This window comes from Bifidobacterium sp. LH_558 (genome assembly GCF_056356295.1).
The window spans coordinates 97,218-117,508 of sequence record NZ_JBKETZ010000002.1 but is presented as its reverse complement, the minus strand read 5'-3'; the positions used below and the strand labels follow the sequence as shown (position 1 = coordinate 117,508).

At 64.1% G+C, this 20,291-nt stretch carries 14 protein-coding genes and 4 pseudogenes; 14 read left to right on the top strand and 4 right to left on the bottom strand.

The features are described 5' to 3' along the window. Nucleotides 1–117: 117 nt before the first annotated feature. The 6 genes from AC1AV0_RS03340 to AC1AV0_RS03315 all read left to right on the top strand — a co-directional run bounded on the left by AC1AV0_RS03340 (nucleotide 118) and on the right by AC1AV0_RS03315 (nucleotide 7,079). Nucleotides 118–849 carry an MIP/aquaporin family protein gene (locus AC1AV0_RS03340; RefSeq protein WP_476571614.1) on the top strand — a complete coding sequence of 244 codons (732 nt, stop codon included), beginning with the start codon at nucleotides 118–120 and terminating at the stop codon, nucleotides 847–849. A 52-nt stretch (nucleotides 850–901) separates the two neighbouring features. Beyond that, the gene (locus tag AC1AV0_RS03335) at nucleotides 902–1,903 is read left to right on the top strand and encodes a DUF3152 domain-containing protein (protein ID WP_476571103.1); all 1,002 of its coding nucleotides are present in this window, start codon (nucleotides 902–904) and stop codon (nucleotides 1,901–1,903) included. A 357-nt stretch (nucleotides 1,904–2,260) separates the two neighbouring features. Further along, nucleotides 2,261–3,337, top strand: a complete 1,077-nt coding sequence (locus tag AC1AV0_RS03330; RefSeq protein ID WP_476571101.1) for a LacI family DNA-binding transcriptional regulator — start codon at nucleotides 2,261–2,263, stop codon at nucleotides 3,335–3,337. Nucleotides 3,338–3,572: 235 nt separating this feature from the next. Then, nucleotides 3,573–4,529, top strand: a complete 957-nt coding sequence (locus AC1AV0_RS03325) for a nucleoside hydrolase (RefSeq protein ID WP_476571099.1) — start codon at nucleotides 3,573–3,575, stop codon at nucleotides 4,527–4,529. Nucleotides 4,530–4,616: 87 nt separating this feature from the next. Further along, nucleotides 4,617–6,026, top strand: coding sequence for an MFS transporter (locus AC1AV0_RS03320; RefSeq protein ID WP_476571097.1), 1,410 nt, complete (start codon nucleotides 4,617–4,619; stop codon nucleotides 6,024–6,026). Nucleotides 6,027–6,107: 81 nt separating this feature from the next. After that, on the top strand, nucleotides 6,108–7,079 hold the full coding sequence (locus tag AC1AV0_RS03315) for a ribokinase (RefSeq protein ID WP_476571095.1): 972 nt from the start codon (nucleotides 6,108–6,110) through the stop codon (nucleotides 7,077–7,079). A gap of 78 nt (nucleotides 7,080–7,157) precedes the next feature. Here AC1AV0_RS03315 and AC1AV0_RS03310 read toward each other — a convergent pair. From AC1AV0_RS03310 to AC1AV0_RS03300, 3 pseudogenes are all read right to left on the bottom strand, one after another. After that, nucleotides 7,158–7,406 (bottom strand): annotated as a pseudogene (locus AC1AV0_RS03310) (YHS domain-containing protein); the annotation flags it as partial. Between the two features lie 104 nt (nucleotides 7,407–7,510). After that, nucleotides 7,511–9,422: pseudogene (locus tag AC1AV0_RS03305) on the bottom strand (copper-translocating P-type ATPase); the annotation flags it as partial. A gap of 255 nt (nucleotides 9,423–9,677) precedes the next feature. Next, nucleotides 9,678–10,025 (bottom strand): annotated as a pseudogene (locus tag AC1AV0_RS03300) (cupredoxin domain-containing protein); the annotation flags it as partial. A gap of 181 nt (nucleotides 10,026–10,206) precedes the next feature. Between AC1AV0_RS03300 and AC1AV0_RS03295 the strand changes: the two are divergent. From AC1AV0_RS03295 to AC1AV0_RS03285, 3 genes are all read left to right on the top strand, one after another. Then, nucleotides 10,207–11,598, top strand: coding sequence for a DNA recombination protein RmuC (locus AC1AV0_RS03295; protein WP_476571093.1), 1,392 nt, complete (start codon nucleotides 10,207–10,209; stop codon nucleotides 11,596–11,598). A 163-nt stretch (nucleotides 11,599–11,761) separates the two neighbouring features. Next, complete coding sequence (locus AC1AV0_RS03290; RefSeq protein ID WP_476571091.1) at nucleotides 11,762–12,415, top strand: type I phosphoribosyltransferase; 654 nt, start codon at nucleotides 11,762–11,764, stop codon at nucleotides 12,413–12,415. Between the two features lie 138 nt (nucleotides 12,416–12,553). Further along, nucleotides 12,554–13,405 carry a TrmH family RNA methyltransferase gene (locus tag AC1AV0_RS03285; protein WP_476571089.1) on the top strand — a complete coding sequence of 284 codons (852 nt, stop codon included), beginning with the start codon at nucleotides 12,554–12,556 and terminating at the stop codon, nucleotides 13,403–13,405. 353 nt (nucleotides 13,406–13,758) lie between these two features. On the opposite strand, the gene AC1AV0_RS03280 is transcribed toward AC1AV0_RS03285, so the two are convergent. Next, nucleotides 13,759–13,917 carry a hypothetical protein gene (locus tag AC1AV0_RS03280; RefSeq protein ID WP_476571087.1) on the bottom strand — a complete coding sequence of 53 codons (159 nt, stop codon included), beginning with the start codon at nucleotides 13,915–13,917 and terminating at the stop codon, nucleotides 13,759–13,761. A gap of 504 nt (nucleotides 13,918–14,421) precedes the next feature. On the opposite strand from AC1AV0_RS03280, the pseudogene AC1AV0_RS03275 reads away from it, so the two are divergent. The 5 genes and pseudogenes from AC1AV0_RS03275 to gatB form a co-directional block, all read left to right on the top strand. Then, nucleotides 14,422–15,354: pseudogene (locus AC1AV0_RS03275) on the top strand (ATP-binding cassette domain-containing protein); the annotation flags it as partial. A 341-nt stretch (nucleotides 15,355–15,695) separates the two neighbouring features. Beyond that, entirely contained in the window at nucleotides 15,696–16,601 is a 906-nt protein-coding gene (locus AC1AV0_RS03270; protein ID WP_476571085.1) for a permease of ABC transporter system, read from the top strand. A 276-nt stretch (nucleotides 16,602–16,877) separates the two neighbouring features. After that, nucleotides 16,878–17,174 carry an Asp-tRNA(Asn)/Glu-tRNA(Gln) amidotransferase subunit GatC gene (gene gatC / locus AC1AV0_RS03265; RefSeq protein WP_094635862.1) on the top strand — a complete coding sequence of 99 codons (297 nt, stop codon included), beginning with the start codon at nucleotides 16,878–16,880 and terminating at the stop codon, nucleotides 17,172–17,174. Between the two features lies 1 nt (nucleotide 17,175). Beyond that, on the top strand, nucleotides 17,176–18,708 hold the full coding sequence (gatA, locus tag AC1AV0_RS03260; protein WP_476571083.1) for an Asp-tRNA(Asn)/Glu-tRNA(Gln) amidotransferase subunit GatA: 1,533 nt from the start codon (nucleotides 17,176–17,178) through the stop codon (nucleotides 18,706–18,708). Between the two features lie 36 nt (nucleotides 18,709–18,744). Next, nucleotides 18,745–20,241, top strand: coding sequence for an Asp-tRNA(Asn)/Glu-tRNA(Gln) amidotransferase subunit GatB (gene gatB / locus AC1AV0_RS03255; protein ID WP_476571081.1), 1,497 nt, complete (start codon nucleotides 18,745–18,747; stop codon nucleotides 20,239–20,241). The last annotated feature ends 50 nt before the right edge of the window (nucleotides 20,242–20,291 follow it).

The following is a 20,291-nucleotide window of genomic DNA, read 5'->3' as shown; positions in this document are numbered from 1 at the left end:
CGGCGGCAGCGGTAGAATCTTGTGGTGTTCGATGCGGCGGAATGCCGCGCGTGCTTCCAACTTGCGGAGAGTTTCCCCACAGGCCCGGAGGCGAAGTTAGAGAGAAAGAGAATGACTGTGGAATACTCCCTGTTCACCACTTTGGCCGCGGAATTCGTGGGCACGGCCGTGCTGATGATCTTCGGCAACGGCGCGGTGGCCAACGTCGAGCTGAAGGGCACCAAGGGCCACGCCTCCGGCTGGCTGACCATCGCCATGGGCTACGGCTTCGGCGTGATGTTCCCCGTGCTGATGTTCGGCGCCATCTCCGGCGCGCACATCAACCCGGCCATGACCATCGCCCAGGCCGTCAACGGCATGTTCGACTGGTCGCTGGTGCTGCCGTACATCATCGCCCAGCTGCTGGGCGCCGCCGTGGGCCAGCTCATCGTGTACGTGACCTACTATCCGCACTATCAGTCCACCGAGAACGAGGGCGCCATCCTTGGCACCTTCTGCACCACCGACGCCACCGGCTCCAAGGTGAACTACTTCCTCAACGAGTTCTTCGGCACCCTGATGCTGGTGCTGGGCGCGCTGTGCTGCCTGACCTCCCCGTGGGGCGAGCAGACGCCGGCCGCCGCGGCGATCGTCGTCGGCTTCATCGTGTGGGGTCTGGTGACCTCCATGGGCGGCCCGACCGGCCCCGGCCTGAACCCCGCCCGCGACCTGATGCCGCGCTTGATGCACGCCATCCTGCCGATCGCCCACAAGGGCTCCTCGCGCTGGGCCGAGGCGTGGATTCCGGTGGTCGCACCGATCCTGGGCGCGATCGTGGGTGCCTTCCTCTACCAGACGCTGTTCGCGTAATAGGGGACCGATAGCGTTACGTCACACCCGCGAGTCTAGAATTGGCGTTGTTATGAGCAGCAACAGTCCATTCCTCAGATTCGCGGGTGTTGTCGTATCTACGCTGAAGCCGCAGGCGACAAGCCGGGGCGATGATGGAGCGACGCCTGCGGGCGGTGGGCGTTCGCCGTCGCGGATGGATGCCCGGCGGCGGGAACAGGAGCTGCGTCGAATCTACAGAATCCGCCGCATCGTGGTGTTCGGAGCCTTGGGTGCGTTGCTGGTCGTGGCGCTGGCTGTGGTGTTCGCGATATGGCATGCGGGCAAAGCGGCGGATACCGCGGGCGGTGACGCCTCGCAGTCATCCCAAACATCCTCGCCCTCGTCGGCGCAAGATGGGGGAGAGTCGGGCGGTGACGCTGGCGGTTCCGACGCCGATGGTTCCGACGATGCCTCTGACGGCGAGAACCCGGACGAAAGCGCACAGTCGTCTGATGCTGAGACGGGCGAAACCGACCCGTTAAGCGCCGAACAGCGGGCCGAGCTGCTGGTCCAAGCCGAACAGACGGCGGACGCGAGTGGTCAGACCGCGATCCGATACCGGTATTGCGTGGCCGCCAATGGAGAGGTCGGCGACGAGAGCGCGTTCTCCGACATAATCTTCTCCACGCTGAACAGCCCCGAAGGATGGCCGCGCGCGGGCGTGACCTTCGAGGAAAGCGCGGACGGGCAATGCGATATGACGCTGATCCTCTCCGAAGCGCAATATATGAGCTCGTATTCCGAGGGATGCTCGGAATCTTATAGCTGTCGGGTCGGCGACAGCGTGATTATCAACGTCGAACGTTGGAATTCCGCGACCGAGGATTGGCTTGCCAACGGCGGCACGCTGGCCCGATACCGCAAGATGGTGATCAACCACGAGGTGGGGCATCGGCTGGGGCATGCCGACAACGAGACGACCTGCGGCGGTGAAGGGCAGGCGGCGCCCTTGATGCAGCAGCAGTCCATGGATCTGCGCGGATGCTCGCCCAACGAATGGCCGCTCGACTCGGAATTGTGGGTCGCACAGTAGGCCTCTCTCCGTCGTCATTCCGTCGCCCTCCCGTCGTTTATCCCACTATCCTCCTGCCGCCCTCCCGTTCGTTTGTCCCGTCGTCTTCCCATCGTCATCCTGAGCGGAGGACATAGCTTATTCGTGTGCGAATCACTCATAGTCCCCTCCCGTCATCCTGAGCGGAGGCCGTAGGCCGGAGTCGAAGGATCTCGGTTGGATGGCTTTCTATTGGGGCTGGGTAGCTGCCTGCTGGGGGTTTGGCGGCTGTCCGATGGGCAAACCCGCCCTCCCGATGGGCAAACCCGACCATCCGGTGGGAGGCATGGCCGCGCGTTGCGGTGGGGCGGCGGCTACAGTGAAAGCAAATGACGTATCATGTGCGTCAGGCTGCTGGAAGGGAGCGTGGTGACGATGGGGCGTAGAGTCACCCTAAAGGACGTTGCGGCTGAGGCCGGCGTTTCGGCGACGGCGGTATCGCAGGCGCTGAACGGCCGGCCCGCGCGGATGAGTGATGCGACGCGCGAACGCATCCGCGAGGTCGCGGCGCGCATGAACTACGTGCCCAACCATATGGCGCGCAGTCTGGTGACCAGCCAGTCCATGCTGCTGGCCCTGCTGATTCCCGATATCGAAAACCTGTTCTTCGCCTCGCTGGCCAAGGCGATCGAGGATGTCTGCAGTTCCGACGGATACTCGCTGATCGTGGCGAATTCGGACGATTCGCGCGAAACCGAGCGGGGGCTGCTGCGCACGTTGGAGGCCAGAGGCGTCGACGGCATTCTGCTGATTCCCGCGCGCGAGTCGATGGAAGATGACACGCAGCTGCGCGAGGATGTGGAGCGTCTGGATTGCCCGGTGGTGTTGGCCGACCGACTGACCGGCGACCAATGGTGCGATGCGGTGGGTGCCGACCATTATCAGGGTGGGCGTATGGCCGCCAGACTGCTGGTGGAGGCGGGGCATCGTCGTGTGGCGTGCGTCGCCGGCGACGAGCGCCCGGGGGATGTGAAGGTGAGGTTCTCCGGTTTCGTCGACGAGCTGGCCGAGCATGGCATCTCGTTGGCGTCGGAGCTGAACGTCAATGGCCAGTACCGTTTTCTTGGGGGATATGAAGCCGCGGACGGCATCATCGACGCCGGTGCCACGGCGGTGTTCTGCTGCAACGACCTGATGGCCATGGGATTCCTCAGCCGGATGCGCGAGCGTGGACTGCGCGCCCCCGACGATTGCTCGGTGGTCGGCTACGACAATATCGCCGGTCGCTTCGGCATGCCCGAACTGACCACGGTGGACCAGAACGTGCCGGCGCTGGCCGAGGCGTGCCATGCCGCCATCATGGCGAGAATCGCCGCGCGTGGACGCAACGGCAAGCCCTGGCTCGACGCCCCGAAGCGCGAGTTGGTGACGCCTCGTCTGGTGGAGGGCGGCACAGTGGGCACATTCACCCCGTGATTTCGTTGAAATTTGAGGCGTTTCGCGGGATTTGACTTTGTTGCTTTAACGTTTTATCATTGAACTCACCGAGGATGCTAAAACGTTAAATCAACATGATATGCAACGCAGGCATTCACAGAACATAAACCCACAACCACCGGCATGGCGACGCCGCCCTCCACCGACGCGATCATGGCAGATCGACCTGCGACGATGGATCACCACGAATGCCGGCTACCAGGAAGGCCCCATCATGACGAAGCTTATTCTCGACCTCGATACCGGCGTCGACGACGCTCTGGCAATCTCCTACGCGCTGGGCAGCCCGGAGGTCGAACTCATCGGCATCACCGGCACCTATGGCAACGTTCTGCTCGACCAGGGCGTGCGCAACGCGCTGGCCATCACCGACCTGCTCGGCCACCCCGAGGTCAAGGTCTACAAGGGTCTGCCGCACTCCAGCACCACCGACTCCTTCGAGGTGCTCGACATCTCCGCCTTCATCCATGGCAAGAACGGCATCGGCGACGTCGACATCCCCGACTCCTCGCGTGAGCCGGAAACCGAATCGGCCGTCGACTTCATCATCGACGCAGCCAAGACCTACGGCGAGGACCTCGTCTACGTGCCCACCGGCCCGATGACCAACATCGCCGCCGCCCTCAAGAAGGCGCCGGAAATCAAGGACCAGATCGGCCGCATCGTGCTGATGGGTGGCGCGCTGACCGTGGGCGGCAACGTGAACGCCTGGACCGAGGCGAACATCTCGCAGGATCCCGAAGCCGCCGACTACCTGTTCCGTTCGGGCGCTCCGGCCACCATGATCGGCCTCGACGTGACCCTGCAGACGCTGCTCACCTACAAAGAGACCCAGCGCTGGCGCGACCTCGGCACCACCGCCGGCACCTTCCTCGCCGACATGACCGACTTCTACATCAAGGCCTACGAGACCACCTCGCCGCATCTGGGCGGCTGCGGCCTGCATGACCCGCTGGCCGTCGGCGTGGCCGTGGACCCCACGCTGGTCGACACGCTGGCCATCAACATGCAGGTGGACGTCGAAGGCGCGACCCGCGGCCGCACCATCGGCGACAACGAGCGCCTCAACGACCCGAACAAGACCATGGAGGTGGCCGTCGGCGTCGACGTGCCGCGCTTCCTCGACGAGTTCATGACCCGCATCACCGGCCTGGCGAAGAACGCCGGCTGAGCGCGACCGACATAGGAAGCGGCGTCTTCGCGGACCAAAGCGAAGACGCCGTTCGAGAGAACAGAAGATTTCAAGAAAGGAACAACCATGTCCGACAACAACGCAGTTGCCCAGGCCGTCCCGGCCGATGTGGACGACGCCACCAACAAGATGGCCATCCGCGCGCTGATTCCGCTGCTGATCACCTTCATCCTCGGCACCCTGTGCCTGCAGGGCTTCAACCTTGTGTTCCAGCAGGTCGGCGCCGACGTGGGCGCGCCCGCCCAGGCCTCGCTGATCACCGCGTTCCCGAGCATCGTGCTCGGCATCGTCTGCTTCATCTACGGCTCGCTGGGCGACTTCGTCTCCCTGAAGAAGCTCGTCGTCGTGGGTCTGATCACCCTGCTGGTCGGTTCGATCTTCGGCTTCGTGGCCAACTACCTGTTCGAGCCGAACCTGTGGACCGTGATCATCGCCCGTGTGCTGCAGACCGCAGGCGAGCAGGTGGCTGGCTCCGCCTACCTGGTGGTGGCCACGAAGTATCTGAAGAACTCGCTGAAGGTGATCTTCTTCGGTCTGTTCACCGCCGGCTACCAGCTCTCCGCGTCCATCGGCGTGTTCGCCGCCGGCCTGCTCAGCTCCATCGCCTGGCAGTTCCTGTTCCTCATCCCGGCCGTGACCATCGTGTTCCTGCCGCTGCTGCTCAAGAACCTGCCCGACCAGAACGGCAACGGCGATAAGGTCGACGGCCTCGGCTTCGCGATCTTCGGCATCGCCACCATGTTCCTCACCCTGTTCTTCTCCTACATGAACTGGTGGCTGCTGCTCGTGGCCGCGGTGCTGTTCATCGCCTTCGGCATCTACATCACCAAGGCCAAGAACCCGTTCATCACCCCGGCGTTCTTCAAGAACACCCGCTGGCTCATGGCCATCTCGCTGATCGCCGTGTTCTACTTCGTGAACTACTGCATCTCCCCGATCTTCAACGCGATCGGCCGCGACCTGTACGGCATGGAGACCTCCGCCGTCTCCGCCTACCTGGTGTGGGCGTTCATCTGCGCCGCGATCTTCGGCACCACCTCCGGTCTGATCGTCGGCAAGATCGGCACCCAGGCCGCGGTGATCACCGCCTCCTGCCTGATGATGTGCGGCTTCCTCGGAGCGGCCCTCCTCATCAACGCCGGATTCCTGGCGCTCACCCTGTGCGCCTGCCTGTTCTACGCCGGCGTCGGCCTCATGTACTCGCCGGTGGTCTCCACCGTGCTCGGCACCCTGCCGACCGACGAGTCCGGCCGTGGCGTGGGCATGAACGATCTCGTGATGAACGTGACCGCCTCCATCGGCATCTCGATCATCGGCGGTCTGATTGGCGCCACCTCCCTGCAGGGCGGCAGCGTCGTCGGCGCCACCGGTGCGGCCGCGGGCTACTCGAACCTGCTGCTCATCTGCGGCGCGGTGATCCTGCTCGGCCTGGCGGTCTACCTGGTCTTCCGCAAGAAGATCTACGCCGCCAAGTGATCGAACTAGGCCGGCCGGTTCGCCGGTCGGCCTTTTGCTCCCCGCATCCTCTCGTCCGATGATCTTTTGAAAGGAAATCCCATGGACGACAGCCCTCTCGCCCTGCTCGACGATATCCATGGCGTGATCAGCGTCATCGGATCGATGAACGCCGACTACACCGTCACCACCGAGCGTCTGCCCGGCCCGGGCGAAACCGTTAACGGCGGGCCGCTGCAGATCCTCCCCGGAGGCAAGTCCGGCAACCAGGCCGCCGCGGCCGCCCGCATCGGCGCCACCGTGCGCATGTTCGGCGCGGTCGGCTCCGACACCAACGCAGACTTTCTGCTCAGCCAGCTCACCGACGCGGGCGTCGACGTGTCGAATGTGCGCCGCGTGCTCGGCCCCAGCGGCACCACGGTGATCACCGTGGATTCCGCCGGCGAGAACACCATCGTGTATTCGCCCGGCTCCAACGCTCAGGTCACGGTCGAATACGCCGAATCGATGCGCGAGACGCTGACTGCGTCCTCCGTGCTGGGATTGTGCCTGGAAAGCCCGATCGAAACCGTCACCGCGACCGCGCGCATGTGCCACGACGCCGGTGTGAAGGTGCTGCTTAACAACTCCCCGTTCACGCCGACGATTCCCGCCGAACTCATCGCGGCGTCCGACGTGCTGCTCGTCAACGAGCATGAGATGGCGCAGCTGTTGGGCGTGGCCGAGCCGGAGAACGATGACTGGGACGGCTTCGACTGGAATTTCGCGCTGGAACGTATGCGCGAGTACGGCTTCGAACAGGCGATCATCACGCTGGGCGGCGACGGTTCGGTGGTGCTGGACGCCACCTCGGACGAGCCCGTGACCCGGATCTGCCCGGTCAAGGTCGACGCCGTCGACACCACCGGATGCGGCGACTCGTTCATGGGCACCGTGCTGGCGGGCCTCGCGTCGGGCTTCACCCTGCGCGACTCCGCGCAGCTGGCCTCGTATGTGTCCGCTTATGCGGCCACCGGATATGGCGCGCAGGCCTCCTACGGCACCGCCGCGCAAATCCGCAACGCCTTCGCCTAAAACTAAACAACTAAAACGATGCGCCCCTCCACATCACTCGATGGGAGGGGCGCTTCGCGTTGTTTTTAGGCGATTTGCCTACTCGAGGAACATGGCGGGGGCTTTGGCGAAGTTGACGGCGCAACGCTCGCCGCAGAAGTAATAGGTGTTGCCGTCGTGCTCGCGGGTGATGGCCTCGCCGCTCACGGCGACGGTCATGCCGCAGACCGGATCGGTGGCGGTTTCGGTGGCGGCCGGATCCGCCTCGTGCATATGCATATTCATATGGTTCTCCTTGGTTGTTGTGGTGGATGCAAGCGCGCTCCGCTCGTCGATAATGACCCGTGGAACGCTCTCAAAACCCGTATTTCGAGTTTGGTGTGTCGAAATCTCGGTTTTTGCTCGAGAGTCGTTATTGACACTGTGTGAAAACGTTGATTTTCCGCCAATCTTCACTTTGTGCAAGCGGTTTGCATTAAGTACCAGACACACCGAACTTAACGCCATGGCCAATCCGGCGATCATCGGACTGAGCAGCCAGCCGGTAATCGGGTACAGAACACCGGCCGCGACCGGAATGCCGATAAGGTTGTAGCCGAACGCCCAGCACAGATTCTCTCGGATATTGCGCATCGTCGCCTTCGACAGTTCGATGGTGGTGAGCACGCCGCGCAGATCGCCGTTCATCAGCGTCACATCGGCGGACTGCATCGCCACATCCGTACCGGTGCCGATGGCGATACCCAAATCGGCCTGCGCCAACGCCGGTGCGTCATTGATGCCGTCACCCACCATGGCGATAAGCCGAGGCCTTCGGGACTGCGTGCCATGCGTGCGTGCGGAATGCTCCTCCATCATGTCGTGCGTGCGCATGGGATGCTCTTTCGTCATGCCGAGCGGAGTCGAGGCATCCCGTGCTCCCAAGCTACCCGGATCGGATGGAGCGTCCTCGCCAACCGTCTCGAATGCGTTGGGTTTGCCATCGCGTTCGTTCTGCAATTGGCCGATCCAATAGGCTTTGCCGTCCGGCTTGACCTGGGCGATCACCGTGTCGATGCCGACCTCGCGGGCGATGCGTTCGGCCACTTCGGCCTTGTCTCCCGACAGCATCACCGTGCGGATACCGGCCGCGCGCAAGGCGGCCACCGCCTCGCGCGAACCGTCCTTAATCGGGTCGAACTCATAGCTCGGCCTATCCCACGACGAAGTCTCATCGGTGATACCGCGCGTGATGGTGCCGGTTTTGTCGAACACCACCGTGCCGATATCGCGCGCCTGCTCCAAAGCCTTCGCGCTGGTGACCAGCACACCATGCAGCGCGCCCAAACCAGTCGCCGCCGTCACCGAGAGCGGCGTGGCCAACCCCAACGCGCATGGGCAGGCGATGATCAGCACGCTCACCGCAGTGACCAGCGCGTGGGCCAGCGCCGGGTCGGGGCCGAACGCGAACCAGATGGCGAAGGTCCATACGGCCACCACCATCACCGCGGGCACGAACACCCGCGCGATACGGTCGGCCAGCCGCTGCACCGGCGCTTTCGTCGCCTGCGCGCGGGCCACCATCGCGATGATCTGCGAGAGCACGGTGTCGCCGCCCACGCGCGTGGCGCGCATCAGCACATTGCCCGACAGCAGCACGGTCGCGCCGGTCAGCGATGAAGCGGCCGGCGAAGTCGCGGATTTGTTCACCGCCTCGGATTCGCCGGTGATCATCGACTCGTCCACGCGCACCTCGCCCGCGACGATCACGCCGTCGGTCGGCACGCGCTCGCCGGCACGCACCACAATCAGATCGTCGGCCCGCACCTCGTCGATGTCGACATCCGTGGCATTGGCGGGATTCATCCATGTCGTGTCGGAGAGCGTGTGGGGCGTATTGAGCCGGTGCGCCACGCGCGGGCGCAGCGTGATCAGCGCCTGCACGGCCTTGCCGGTGCCCTCGCGCGCCTTGGTCTCCATCAGGCGGCCGAGCAGCACGAGCGTGATCACCACGCCCACCGATTCGAAATACGGTTCGCGCGAGCCCTCCGGCAGCAGACCGGGCGCCACGCACACCACCAGGCTGTACAGATACGCGGCCGAGGTGCCGAGCGAAACGAGCGAATTCATGTCGGGCGCGCGATGCGCCAGCGCGGGGAATCCCACACGGTGGATCGGCGCTCCGCAGTAGAACATCACCGGCGTTATCAGCGCGGCCTGCCACCACGGGTTCATCAGCCATTCGGGCACCCACATGTGGTTGACCATATGCAGCATCATCACCACAAACACAGGCGCGGTGAACACGGCGCCCACCACCACGAGTCGGGTCAGATGCGTGATCTCACGGCGGCGTTCGCTGGCCTCGCGTCGTTCCGCCTCGGCGTAGTCGGTGGAGGCGGCGGAAGCGGTGGAAGCGGGGGTCGGCTCAGCATCGCGCGATTCGCCCGCACAGGAAGAACACGTCTGGGCAGGCGCGCCTGATTCGCTTGGAGACCGATGAGACGAATGTGTGCCGGAAGCGTTCGGTTCCGCGTCATCCGGCATCGTGATGTTTGATGCTGAGTCGCCCGATTCGACTGCCGCGACCGTCTTGCCCGATGTTCCCGGGGCATCTCCCTCGACGCGCAGCAGTCCGTGCACCATGTTCATGCCGCAGGCGAAGGGATATTCGCCCGCCGCAAGTGCGGGCAGCCGTACTTCGGTGACGGCGTTGCCGGGCAGCATCGCGTCCAATCCCAAGTCGGCGAACACCACATGCGAGGTGCATTCGCCGGTCTCCTGCCGGTCGAAGCGCAGCGTGGTGGGCACACCAGCCCGCATAGTCACCACGGCCGGGGAATAGCCGCCCTTCACGGTGATTGTCGCGCTCTGGCTGCCCCCGTCGTCGGCGAGCTCGCCGGCCGTGCCCCGCTGTTTGGCGAAGAAGAACCACAGGATGCCTGCGGTGAAGGCCGCCGCGATAAACAGTATGATCGCGGATGCCATTGGGTTGCCTCCCATAGTGTTGCCGCCTTCCTCAAAGTTCGTCACGTGATGCGCCGACTCTCCTGACGACCATTATCACCCCCGGAAGCCGTTCGCGCGTTCGCTATGAGCATTGAAGTGGTGGCCGCCGTGGATCCGGTTGAAAGTACTGCTGTTCGCAAGGGCTGCTTTACTGGAATGTATGGATACTGTTGCTGTGGTGATGATTGTTGTGGCGCTGCTGGTCGGCGCCGCGTTGGGTTTGCTTTCCGGATTCCTGGTTGGCCGGAGCAAGGGCCAGGAGTCGGCGCGCGCCGCCCGGAGCGAAGAGATGGATGAGCTGAAGGCCGCGCTTGACTCTGCTCGTGCGAACATCGTCGAACATGAGACGCAGGCGGCGGGATTGCATGCGCAGCTGGAGGGCATGAACCAGCAGCTCGCCTTCGTCAAATCGCAGTTGGCGCAGGCCCAGCAGGCCGAGCAGATCCGCATCCAGCATGAACGCGAACGCGCCCAGGCCGAGGCGCAGGCCAAGCGGGAACAGGATGCCAAAGCGGCAGAGGAACGCCGCATCGAGCAAGCGAAGGCGATGGCCGAGCAGAGCAAGGTGCTGGAGGCGCTCGCTCCCGTGGCCAAGAACCTCGACGCCTTGCAGAACAAGGTCACGCAGATCGAAGAGGGGCGCAAACGCGAGATGGGCGCGTTGGGGGAGCAGCTCAAAGGCCTCGGCGAGCAGCAGGCGCGCCTCGACAAGGAGACCAGTTCGCTTTCGGCGGCGTTGCGCGACAACAAGGTGCGTGGCGCGTGGGGTGAGGCCCAGTTGCGCAATATCGTGGAATCCGCCGGACTTTTGGAGCATGTCGACTTTGACACCCAGGTGGTGGTGGCCGGCGAGGACGGGCGCATCCAGCGGCCCGACATGATCGTGCATCTGCCCGGCGGCAAAACCATTCCGATCGACGCGAAGGTGCCATATTCCGACTACCAGCGCGCCTGTGAGATTCCGCAGACGGCCAGCGCCGAAGAGCTCGACCGCCGCGCCGACCTGCTGCGCGCCCATGCGAAGGCGTTGCGCGAGCATGTGCGCGTGTTGGGGGAGCGGGCCTATTGGAACGCCTTCCCCACGGCACCGGATTTCGTGGTGGCTTTCATCCCCAACGAGGCGTTGCTGCAGGCCGCTCTGGAGGCCGATCCCACGCTGATGGACGACGCCTTCGCCAAAAAAGTGGCTCTGACCTCGCCGGTCACGCTGTGGGCCGTGCTCAAGTCGGTGGCCTACGCCTGGCAGCAGCAGAGCCTGACCGATGACGCCAAGATGCTGTTCGACCTGTCGCGCGAACTGTACGACCGCTTCGCCGTGTTGGGGGATCGCGCCACCAAACTGGGCGCCCAGATCACCAAAACCGTGACCGCCTACAACCAGTTCGCCTCCAGTTTGGAGCGGCGCGTGCTGCCCACGGCTCGCAAGCTGCAGAAACTCGACGCCTCCAAGGTGATCGGCGAAGTGGGGCTACTCGATTCGGAGAAAAACGACGTCCATGAGCTCTCGGCCCCCGAAGTCACCGAATCCCCCGAAGATGCTGAGTCCGAGTGAGATTGTGCCAGCCGGTGTCACTGGCCGGTAACGCTGGCTGGTGCTGGTGATGCCGGTTAGTGATGCCGTTCGATGATGCCAGCTGGTGATACCGCGTGCCCAATGACTCCATCCGATAGTGCCGAGCCTAAGTCCGACCATATCTGACGCTAAGGTGAACCCTATGACCGAGAAGCAGACCACAGGATTCCGCCCCACCGGCACGCCCGACGTGCGTTCCGCCGCCGTCGATTTCGCCATGCTTGACCCGCGTGAGCAGTTGCGCGTGATGCTGCGCGACCATGTGGTGGGCAAGCCGTTCAGCGAATTGAACGCCGTCACCTTCGACCATCGCGCGGCTGCCGTGATGGGCCATGTGATGCTGGATGCGTTGGAGGACGCCGGATATTCGGTGGACGACTTCGACGCCGTCGGCGCGCTCACCGCCGCCGCGGTGCCGCTGGTCTCCGCCATGATTCAGGCGGCCGCCTCCCGAGGCGAGGACCTCGACGGCTTCGTGATGGACTTCGTCTACCCCTCCATCAAAGGCCCTTCGATCGAAGGCCGTCGCGTGGTGTTGGTGGATGCTTGGCTGTCCGAGAAATCCTATGTGCAGACCAGCTCGCTGGTCACCCTGCGCAACGGCAACGAACTCAGCCTTGACTTCGGCGTGGTCGAAGCCCAAGGCGCCCAAGTGGTGGCCATCACCTCGCTGGTTGGCGGCGTGGGCGAAAGCGCCGGCAGCGAAACCGCCATCGAGGTGATCAACCCCGCCACCGACGAACAGCGTTCCCTGCCGTTCGTGCCCGTGTTCCGCGAGAGCGAACTCAGCGCATAACGCCGCATAGCGCCGCATAACGCGCGCAAGGCCTCGCGGCCGCGCCCTCGCGCTGCGTCGTCAATCCGCCCGCATCGCGGCACCTGTTCCATACGTCATTTTCCATACGCCATCTTTCGGGAAGAACGTCACACGCCTATGCACACTCCCAACGCCATCTCCCTAGCCGCCAAAGCCTCCGGCGAACCGACCTTCCGCGAGGTGGGATTGGGCCCGTGGAGCGAAACCCACCCCGGCGAGCCCCGTCCCGACGATCCGGCATCCCCCTCGTTCGACGAGCGGTATGACACGGCCCTGCTCGACGAAGGCGACCGCCGCAACGTGCTCGACCGCTACCGTTATTGGAGCGTGGCTGCCATCAAGGCCGACCTCGACGCCCGCGGACGCCATGATTTCGAAGTCGCTGTGGAGAACTGGACGCACGACTTCAACATTGGCTCCATGGTGCGCACCGCCAACGCCTTCCAGGCGCGCCGCGTGCACATCGTCGGCCCGCACAAGTGGAACCGCAAAGGCGCGTTGATGACCGAGCTGTACCAGCACGTCGAGCATCATCCCTCCATCGCCGAACTTGTGGAATGCTGGCGCAACCGCATCGCCGGCGAAATCGCCTTCGCGCGCTCGCAGGCGGCCGCCTCGGCATTGCATGCGCACGACATCGCCTCCGGTTCGTATGCGGATGATTCGGTCGCGCGGCTCGATGCCGCCACCGCGCGTATCGCCGCCGCGGACGCGCGCATCCGCGAGTTGGAATCGGCCCGTGTCATCGCCATGGACATCATTCCCGGCGCGGTGCCCATGGAGACCTACCGGTTCCCCAAGCGCTGCCTGCTGCTGTTCGGCGCGGAAGGCCCGGGCCTGAGCGAGAAGGCCCTCGAGTTGGCCGACGATGTGGTGTACATCTCCCAATTCGGTTCGGTGCGTTCCATCAACGCCGGTGCCGCCGCCGCAGTGGCCATGCACAGCTGGATCGCCCAACACGCCGTATAGCGGCTCCCCTATGCCCACGGAGCGCCTGCGCTTACGCCAACTCACACACCGCATCAAGGTTCCACTACAGTAGTTGGCCATTTTTCACTACGGTAGTTGGCCATTTTTCATTACAGTAGTTGGCTATATTTCATCAGTGCAGTTGGCTTTGGTTGCGCTGCAGTGGCTCTCCACCCGTACTGCGTGCGAATATGTGTGACTTATGCATCCCGGCATCGCACATAACGTCCTTGTCCGTCCAAGTCGATCAGTCTGTGATGGGTATTAGCTTCTGCTCTTCTTTGTTTCCGGGCATCCTTGCCGTGGGTTGGATGACCCGCCACGGGTCGCCCCGTGGCGAGCTGAGGGTGCCGCTACTGGCGGCTGCTTCCGGCTCTGATCGCATATATGGTCAACGCCAGTATCGCGACATCGGCTGCGGTGGAGTCCACCTTGACCGAAAGGGCGATGACGAGCACCGCCATGAGCCAGATTATTGAGCCGCCGCGCGGCTCCTCATCTGGATTATGCATATTGCATAACCTTTCTTACACAGCCGCGCCGCGTGGGACGCGGCAAGGTCGTCCGGCGATTGCCGGACGGTCTAATCCGCCCCTGCTAGGAGACGTTTTCGACATACGCGATTCTATTGGCTATGATGGGTACCGCCGGAGCGGACACTGCTAGCGTTTCCCACCTCAAGGCGGACAAACTGACTTCAGAGGGAACGGTTCGCAACGGTAGGTGCTTCTGGATGCACCTCCTTTCTTATACAGCGTTAGCCGGTGTCTTCGGACACCGGCTTTTCGCTTTCTCCCCGTACGATGATGCCTCATCAAACCGCCAGCATCGAGGGGGCTGAGAAATCCAAAGTGCGGGATCAAGGTGCGGGATGTTTTTGGGATGGTGGGAATGAGGTTTCGTTTTGGCGGAGGTCTAGCGGAGCGGCGAAGGTGAGGTGGGGAGGTCGGTACACATGTGATGACTGGTGGGGGATGAAAGTCGCGAGGGGGATTGAATGCCGTTAGGGTGGAGCCATGATTGAGATAACTGGGCTTTCCAAGCGGTTCGGCTCCAAGCAGGCGCTGAACGATGTGAGCTTCACCGCCGAAGACGGCGTCGTCACCGGGTTCCTCGGACCCAACGGCGCGGGCAAATCCACCACCATGCGCGCCGCGCTCGGACTGATCACGCCGGACGCAGGACGTGCGCTTATCGACGGTCATCCATTCGCCAAATCGCCCGCGCCACTGCGCGAGGTCGGCGCGGTGCTCGACGCCAAATCCGCCCACCGCTCGCGCACCGCCTACGACCATCTGCGCGCGCTCGCCTGCACCAACGGCATCCCCAAACGCCGCGTCGACGAGGTGATCGACATGACCGGCCTCACCGCCGTGAAGAACCGCAAGGCCGGGCAGTTCTCTCTGGGTATGAGCCAGCGTCTGTCCATCGCGGCCGCGCTGCTCGGCGACCCGAAGAACCTCGTGCTCGACGAGCCGATCAACGGCCTCGACCCCGAAGGCGTCAAATGGGTGCGTGACCTGTGCCGCTACTACGCCTCCGAAGGCCGCGCCGTGCTGCTCAGCTCACATCTGATGAGCGAGGTGGCGCTTACGGCCGACAATCTGGTGATCATCGGCCAAGGGCGGATTCTGGAAACCACCACGGTGGCGCGCTTCGTGGCCGAGCATTCGCGCCGGGCGATCCGCGTGTGCACGCCCGATCCGGCCAGACTGCACGCCATCTTCGCCAACGCTCCCCAAGTGGAGCTCGCGCCCGTCGCCCGCCTTTCCACCGATCCCGCGGAGGGTGAGGTGCTCCGCATCGTCGGCGCCGATTTGAAGGCCGCGGCCCACACCTTCGCGCAGGCACAGCTGGTGACCTACGAACTGTTCGAGGAGCGTGCCTCGCTTGAGGACGCCTATATGTCGCTGACCCACAGCCACGCGGAATACCTCTCCGCGGATGTGCCCGGTTTCGCGGGCGGTCCGGACGATATCGCTGGTCTGCAAAACGGACAACAAAATGGACAGAAAAACGGTCTGCAAAGTGGGTTGCAAAACGGACAGCAGAGTGGGTCACAGAGTGATTCACAAGGCGGGCTGCCAAGCGGTTCGCAACATGGTCCGAGACATGTTTCGCAAAGTGTTTCACAAGATGTTTCACGCAGTGTTTCACAGGATGTTTCACGGAATGCTCCGCAGGAACCCGCACAGGGCGCCGACCCCGCAAGCCCAATAACCGCAACGGATTCGGAGGCCGCACGATGAACGCGCCAAGCACGATGAACACGGCGAACACGAGGAGCCCGATGAACCAGCGCAACACCTACGCCGCAAGCCGCAGCGTGAACCGCCACGCCCGCCTCACCTTCGGCGGCAGCCTCAAATCCGAACTACTCAAACTCTGGTCGCTGAACTCCACCAAGTGGCTGCTCGGCATCACCGTCGCGGTTACGGTCTCGATGGCCGCGCTCAGCGTGTGGGCCGTGACCCTGCTCGCCTCCATCGACCCCTCTACCGGCGAATTCTCGACCGCCTCCCAGCCGATCGCCGCCTCCGACATGTGGTCGATGCTCGCCTCGTCCGGCTCGGCGTCCGCTCTGGTCGTCGCCATCTTCGGCGTGATGGCCATCACCAGCGAATACACCACCTCCAGCGTGCAGTCGTCGCTGGTTGCCAATCCGCGCCGCGGCATGTTCTACACCTCCAAATCGCTGGCCGTGGCGCTGTTCACCATGCTCACCTCCGTGGTGGGCATCCTGCTCGCATGGGGTGTGATGACGGCGATGGCCGGCGGATACGAAATCACCGCGCTCACCGCCGACGAACGCCGCATCGTGCCGGTCGTGCTGGTCGGATTCCCCGTGGCGATGATGCTGGTCGCCCTGCTGGCCCAAGGCCTCGGCGGACTGACCCGCTCCACCATAGGCGGCGTGTGCGCGGTGGTGGGATTGCTGATGATCCTCTCCTCCGTGGTCTCCATCGTCTCGCTGGCCTCCAGCCGCTTCTCCTGGCTGGGTTCGGTGGCCTACTGCCTGCCCGATTCTGCGCTGAACAACTTCCTGACCGCCGGCATCCAGGATTCGGTGAGCGCCGCCTTGCCGCATGACTATTGGATTCCGCAATGGTGGCAGTCCGGTCTGATTCTGCTCGCTTGGACCGTGGTCGCCTGGATCGCCGGCCTGCTCGTCACCAAGCGCGCGGACATCAAATAACGCGCCGCCTCGCTCCTGACGGTATTCGACGTTCCAGTCCTATGCGGCACAAACTGATGCGGGTAGTCAGAATGTACCGTGAAACATTGCGATTTGCGTTGTTTCACGACACAAACTGATGCCGTTGGTCAGAATGTGCCGTGAAGCTCGTTCCTTCGATAGACGTGTGGTCTGATCCATGCGGATTGATTGCGTGATTCGTGTGACGCTCGGCGAACGCGATGGCATGCGGACGGGCTTATGCGCGTGTCACAAACCGCACGTATAGTAGGGCGCATGCCTACATTCACACGTGAAGAAATCGAGCACTTGGGCGATCTCGCCCGCATCGCGCTCACTGACGAGGAAATCACCCGTCTGCAAGGCGAGCTAAACGTCATCGCCGACTCCATCAACAAGGTGCAGGAGGTCGCGTCCGCGGACGTGGCCCCCACCGCGAACCCCGTGCCGCTCGAGGCCTATCTGCGCCCCGACGTGCCCGAGACTCCGCTCACGCAGGAGGAGGCCACCGCCGGCGGTCCGAAGACCGAGGCCGGCATGTTCGTCGCACCGCGCATTCTGGGGGAGGAGTGAGATGACCGTGAACACCAACGACATCGTCAAACTGTCCGCCGCCGAGATGGCCGCCAAGGTCAAGGCCGGCGAAGTGACCAGCCGTGAGCTGGTCGACGCCCATCTTGAGGTGATCGAAGCCGCCGAGCCGAGCATCAACGCCTTCCTGCAGGTCTCCGCCGACGTGGCCCGCGAGCAGGCCGACGCCTTCGACGCGAAGTCCGCGGACGAGAAGGCCACGCTGCCCGAGCTGGCCGGTGTGCCGATCGCGATCAAAGACATGATCGTCACCAAGGGCATCGCGACCACCGCCGCCTCGAAGATCCTCGAAGGCTGGGTGCCGCCGTATGACGCCACCGTGATCGAGAAGCTCAAGGCCGCGGGTATGCCGATCCTGGGCAAAACCAACCTCGACGAGTTCGCGCAGGGCTCGTCCACCGAGCATTCCGCCTATGGCCCCACCCACAATCCGTGGGATACCGAGCGCGTGCCCGGCGGCTCCGGCGGCGGTTCCGCCTCCGCGGTGGCCGCGTTCGAGGCGCCGCTGGCTCTCGGCACCGACACCGGCGGCTCGATCCGCCAGCCCGGCGCTCTGACCGGCACCGTCGGCGTCAAGCCCACCTACGGCGGCGTGAGCCGTTTCGGCGCGATCGCCATGGCCTCCTCGCTCGACCAGATCGGCCCCGTCACCCGCACGGTGCTGGATTCCGCGCTGCTGCAGGAGATCATCGGCGGCCATGACAAGCGCGACTCCACCTCCATCCCCGAGGGCCCGCGCCCGATGGCCGCTGCCGCACGCGAGGGCGTGAAGCGCGACCTGAAGGGCCTTAAGGTCGGCCTGGTCAAGGAACTCGGCGGCGAAGGCTTCCAGCCCGGCGTCGAGGCCCGCTTCAACGAGGCCGTCGCTCTGCTGCAGGAGATGGGCGCGGAGGTCACCGAGGTGAGCTGCCCGCACTTCCCGTACGCGCTGGGCGCCTACTACATCATCATGCCTTCCGAGGTGAGCTCGAATCTCGCCCGCTACGACGGCATGCGCTACGGCATGCGTGTGATGCCGCCTGCCGGCGTTCCCTCCACCGCCGCCAACATGATGGCCTATACCCGTGAGGCCGGCTTCGGCGACGAGGTCAAGCGCCGCATCATCCTGGGCACCTACGCGCTTTCCGCCGGCTACTACGACGCTTGGTACGGCTCCGCGCAGAAGGTGCGCACGCTGATCATCGACGACTTCAACAAGGCCTTCGAGCAGTGCGATGTGCTCGTCTCCCCGACGAGCCCCTCCACCGCGTTCAAGTTCGGTGAGAAGATGGACGATCCGCTGGCCATGTACATGAACGACATCGCCACCATCCCCGCGAACCTCGCCGGCATGCCCGCCATGTCGATCCCCGCGGGCCTGTCCGACGACGGTCTGCCGGTCGGCTTCCAGCTCATCGCGCCCCAGCAGCGCGACGAGGTGATGTACAAGCCGGCCGCGGCGCTTGAAGCCGCACTGGAAGAGCAGTGGGGCGGCCCGATCTGGCAGTCCCTCAAGACCCCGTGGCTGGGCGAGTAAGACGCGCGGAATCGGAAAGGAACCAAAGGAAGCATCATGGCTGACAAACTGATGAAGTACTCCGAGGCCGTCAAGCAATTCGACCCGGTCCTCGGTCTGGAAACCCACGTGGAGCTCAGCACCACCACCAAGCTGTTCTGCCCGGCCGAAGTCGCCTTCGGCGGCGAGCCGAACAGCCAGCTCACCCCGGTCTCGCTCGGCCTGCCCGGTTCGCTGCCGGTGCTCAACGAGACCGCCGTGGACTACGCGATCAAGCTGGGTCTCGCCCTGCACTGCGAAATCGCCGAATGGAGCCAGTTCTCCCGTAAGAACTACTTCTACCCGGATATGCCGCGCGACTACCAGATCTCGCAGTACGACAAGCCCACCAACGGCAACGGCTATCTGGATGTGGAGCTGGAGGACGGCACCGTCTTCCGTGTGCCGATCGAACGCGCCCACATCGAGGACGACGCCGGCAAGAACACCCACGTCGGCGGCTCCGACGGCCGCATCGAAGGCGCCGATCACTCGCTGGTCGACTACAACCGCGCCGGCGTGCCGCTGATCGAGATCGTCACCAAGCCCATCGAGGGCGCGGGCGAACGCGCGCCGGAGATCGCGGCCGCGTACATGCGCGCCATCCGCGACATCGTGCGCGCGCTGAACATCAGCCACGCCCGCATGGAGCAGGGCAATATGCGCGCCGACGTGAACGTGTCGCTGCGCCGCTCGGCCTCCGACCCCTTCGGCACCCGTTCCGAGACGAAGAACGTGAACTCGTTCCGCGCCATCGAGAAAACCGTGCAGTACGAGATCCGCCGTCAGGCGCAGATCCTCTCCGAAGGCGGCGAGATTCTGCAGGAGACCCGCCACTGGGACGAGTCCTCGCAGTCCACCGCCGGCGGCCGCGTCAAGTCCGACGCCGACGATTACCGCTACTTCCCCGACCCCGATCTGGTGATGTTGCACATCACCAAGGAGCATATCGCCCGTCTTGAGGCCGAAATGCCGGAGATGCCGCGCGAGCGTCGCAACCGACTGAAGGCCGAATGGGGCCTGAGCGACCTGCAGATGCGCGACGTGCTCAACGCGGACGCGCTCGACCTGATCGAAGCCACCGTCGCCGCCGGCGCCACCGCGGCCGGCGCGCGCAAGTGGTGGCTGGGCGAGCTCAGCCGCGAGGCCAACGCCAAGGGCATCTCGCTGGAGGAGCTGCCGATCAGCGCCGCCGACGTGGCCGAGGTTGAGAAGCTCATCGCCGAAGGCAAGCTCAACGACAAGCTGGCCAAGCAGACCGTCGTCGGCGTGCTCGCCGGCGAAGGCACGCCCGCCGAGGTCGTTGAGAAGCACGGCTACAAGATTGTCTCCGACGACGGCCTGATCGACAAGGCCGTGGACGAGGCGCTCGCCGCCAACCCGGATGTTGCCGAGAAGCTCAAGAGCGGCAACATGAAGCCGATGGGCGTGATCATCGGCGCCGTGATGAAGGCCACGCGCGGCCAGGCCGACGCGAAGGCCGTCACCAAGGTTGTGATGAGCAAGATCAAGTAGTCTCCATTACCTATTTGAAAGGGCGGTCTTTCCTCGTTTCCGAGCGAAAG

Coding starts and splice junctions, on each gene's coding strand:
- AC1AV0_RS03335 (WP_476571103.1), top strand. CDS start 902: ATGAGCAGCAACAGTCCATTCCTCAGATTCGCGGGTGTTGTCGTATCT.
- AC1AV0_RS03330 (WP_476571101.1), top strand. CDS start 2,261: ATGTGCGTCAGGCTGCTGGAAGGGAGCGTGGTGACGATGGGGCGTAGA.
- AC1AV0_RS03325 (WP_476571099.1), top strand. CDS start 3,573: ATGACGAAGCTTATTCTCGACCTCGATACCGGCGTCGACGACGCTCTG.
- AC1AV0_RS03320 (WP_476571097.1), top strand. CDS start 4,617: ATGTCCGACAACAACGCAGTTGCCCAGGCCGTCCCGGCCGATGTGGAC.
- AC1AV0_RS03315 (WP_476571095.1), top strand. CDS start 6,108: ATGGACGACAGCCCTCTCGCCCTGCTCGACGATATCCATGGCGTGATC.
- AC1AV0_RS03295 (WP_476571093.1), top strand. CDS start 10,207: ATGGATACTGTTGCTGTGGTGATGATTGTTGTGGCGCTGCTGGTCGGC.
- AC1AV0_RS03290 (WP_476571091.1), top strand. CDS start 11,762: ATGACCGAGAAGCAGACCACAGGATTCCGCCCCACCGGCACGCCCGAC.
- AC1AV0_RS03285 (WP_476571089.1), top strand. CDS start 12,554: ATGCACACTCCCAACGCCATCTCCCTAGCCGCCAAAGCCTCCGGCGAA.
- AC1AV0_RS03280 (WP_476571087.1), bottom strand. CDS start 13,917: ATGCATAATCCAGATGAGGAGCCGCGCGGCGGCTCAATAATCTGGCTC.
- AC1AV0_RS03270 (WP_476571085.1), top strand. CDS start 15,696: ATGAACCAGCGCAACACCTACGCCGCAAGCCGCAGCGTGAACCGCCAC.
- gatC (WP_094635862.1), top strand. CDS start 16,878: ATGCCTACATTCACACGTGAAGAAATCGAGCACTTGGGCGATCTCGCC.
- gatA (WP_476571083.1), top strand. CDS start 17,176: ATGACCGTGAACACCAACGACATCGTCAAACTGTCCGCCGCCGAGATG.
- gatB (WP_476571081.1), top strand. CDS start 18,745: ATGGCTGACAAACTGATGAAGTACTCCGAGGCCGTCAAGCAATTCGAC.